This window comes from Lysinibacillus sp. NPDC096212, from assembly GCF_044763105.1.
In the GTDB taxonomy this organism is placed as follows: Bacteria; Bacillota; Bacilli; order Bacillales_A; family Planococcaceae; genus Lysinibacillus.
This window is the reverse complement of the sequence record NZ_JBIWFQ010000038.1, coordinates 40,960-43,591: the sequence shown is the minus strand read 5'-3', so window position 1 is coordinate 43,591 and position 2,632 is coordinate 40,960. Positions and strand designations below refer to the sequence as shown.

The window sequence follows — 2,632 nt, the reverse complement described above, 5'->3', positions numbered from 1 at the left end:
TTTGATGTCCAAAATTTTGTTTCGTTCACCAACTCAAGGTTAGCTACTAAAAACTTTATTGATTACGTTTTGCTTGTTCAGTTTTCAAGGTTCATTTGTTTGTCACATTTAAGTGACTTTCTATACTTTAACATGTCGTTAACTCTATGTCAACTATTTGTGTTAGTATTTTTTAGTTGTTGTTGTTTCTTTCGTAACAACGTTTATAAATATATCACCTTAATATTAAGTTTGCAAGTGAATTATTAAAGTAAAACTATTTTAAATAAATCAATTATACCTCGGCATAATTGCGTCCGGAATCGGTCGGAGGCTTTAGGCCAACGTGATGTTGGTTACTCAGTCGCGTGTTGTTGTTGTTGTCGCTTCGCTTTCGCACAGTTAAATTGCCTCAGTACGCGGCGTTCTTAAACCGAGTTCCTCTATTTCAGCGGGTGTACAAACACCCACTGAAAGGAGCTAAAGGGAGTTTCTTCTATAGTATATAAATCTACTACACATGAATGTTATAAGTTCTAAATTAACACTATAAACGCTTATTTAAATTCCTCCTGATTTCTCATATTAGCGACTTCCCTTTTCTACTGCAGAAATTGATGAAGATTTTTTATCAATAAAATTGTTTTATATTTTTATAGTTTTTATAAGAAAAGCACCTACAATTGTTAGTTTCATTTCTAACAATTGTAGGTGCTTTTTATATTTCTATTGTGTATTTATACTTAGCGTACCCATATAAAGTATGCAAGGAAGACAAAGAATAATCCGTACATCATAGGGTGAATTTCTTTTTTGCGACCCGCTAAAAGCATTGTTATTGGATAGAAGACAAAGCCTATTGCGATACCTGTAGCAATTGAGTAACCAAGAGGCATCATGATTACTGTAAAGAAAGCTGGTACAGCAATCTCGAATTTATCCCAATCAATTAAACGTAATGAAGATACCATCAGAACACCTACAATAACTAGAGCTGGTGCTGTTACTGCTGGAGTTACCACAGCAAGTAACGGTGAGAAGAATAATGCTACTAGGAATAGTATTGCCGTTACTACAGCAGAGAAACCTGAACGAGCACCTGCTGCTACACCTGAAGTTGACTCTACATACGCTGTAGTTGTTGATGTACCAAATAGAGAACCAATTGTTGTCGCAAGAGCATCAGCCATCAATGCACGACTTGCACGTGGTAATTTATTATCTTTTACTAATCCTGCTTGTGTTGCAACTGCCATTAAAGTACCTGCTGTATCAAAGAAATCTACAAACAAGAATGTTAAGACAACTACTAAAAATTTAACGTTTAATAAAGAACTAAAGTCATGACGAATTGGATCTAGAGCTACCATAAATGTAGAATCTACACTCGGAATTGCTGAAACAAATGCTGTAGGAGGCTCAATGACACCTGTAATCATACCAACAATTGCTGTTATAACCATCCCTAAGAAAATACCAATACTACGTAGTTTAATAATAAGAATAATTGAAAGAACAATCCCGAATACAGCTAGTAAAGTTGGACCAGTGAATGTTCCTAAAGTCACCAATGTAGCTTTGCTATCTGTTATAATGCCCGCTCCTTGTAAGCCAACAAATGTTATAAATAAACCAATACCTGCTGAAACTGCATATTTAAGTTGTACTGGAATTGCATTAATTACTGTTTCACGAATACCTGTTAACGAAAGAATGATAAAGATAACACCTGAGAAAAAAACACCTGTTAAACCAGTCTGCCATGGAATACCGTACGCTCCAACTACAGTGAAAGCGAAGAATGCGTTTAAGCCCATACCAGGAGCAAGTGAAATTGGGAATTTAGCGAAAATACCCATAATTAGAGAACCGACTGCAGCTGCTAATGCTGTAGCTACGAATACAGCACCTTTATCCATTCCTGCATTTTCTAACATACCAGGGTTAACAGCTAAAATGTAAGCCATAGCAAGGAATGTAGTAATACCACCTATTATTTCGCGGCGATAATTAGTTCCTAATTCATCGAACATGAAATACTTTTTCATTTTAAAGAAATCCTCCGTATGGTCGTCTTCAATATCGAAAACAAAAAAAACACGCTGACTACTCTACTAGTCGCATGTCTACGATACATTTCATCACCATTACTATAGCGTGAAATCAATTAGTGTCTATACATTGGTATATATAACTAAAATCGTAGTCAAGTTATTTACGGTAACTTGGTAGAAACTCACGGGCCTTATCCCCGACATTATACGACGACATATTTAATTTACAATCGTAATATATCATTTCACTTTTCAGATTTCAACCCTATTTCCGAACATTTTTTATAAAAAATACACGAAAGTTCGTGTAAAATCCTTATTTAATGTTCACATTTTAAAAAATCGTTGCATAAACAGGTCAGTACTGAACGTTTTAAATAAAAAAATCCCCTAGGATCCATTCGAATTCTAGAGGATTTTAACTTCTTTCAGCAAATGTTTTCTGTAGCGAAAGCAAAGCGGCAGCTACAAATGTTTTTTGTAGCGAAAGCGAAGCGTCAGCTACAATTACTTTCTGTAGCGTCAGTAACAACACACGACTGAGTGACCAACTTCGTGTTGCTGTCGCTACGTTAACACTGCGCTTTTGCACAAAAAAC

The 2,632-nt window shown here is 35.5% G+C and carries 2 protein-coding genes and 1 riboswitch; both genes read right to left on the bottom strand.

All coding sequences use genetic code 11. The features are described from left to right. Positions 1-722: 722 nt before the first annotated feature. Positions 723-2,027, bottom strand: coding sequence for an NCS2 family permease (locus tag ACIQ7T_RS25300; RefSeq protein WP_370082932.1), 1,305 nt, complete (start codon positions 2,025-2,027; stop codon positions 723-725). 135 nt (positions 2,028-2,162) lie between these two features. Then, a riboswitch (purine riboswitch) is annotated at positions 2,163-2,264 on the bottom strand. Positions 2,265-2,451: 187 nt separating this feature from the next. Further along, on the bottom strand, positions 2,452-2,632 hold a 181-nt coding region (locus tag ACIQ7T_RS25295), incomplete at its 5' end, for a hypothetical protein (protein ID WP_402874603.1).

Bases quoted from the DNA above. Each gene is read 5' to 3' on its own strand.
- ACIQ7T_RS25300 (WP_370082932.1), bottom strand. From the start codon at position 2,027: ATGAAAAAGTATTTCATGTTCGATGAATTAGGAACTAATTATCGCCGC.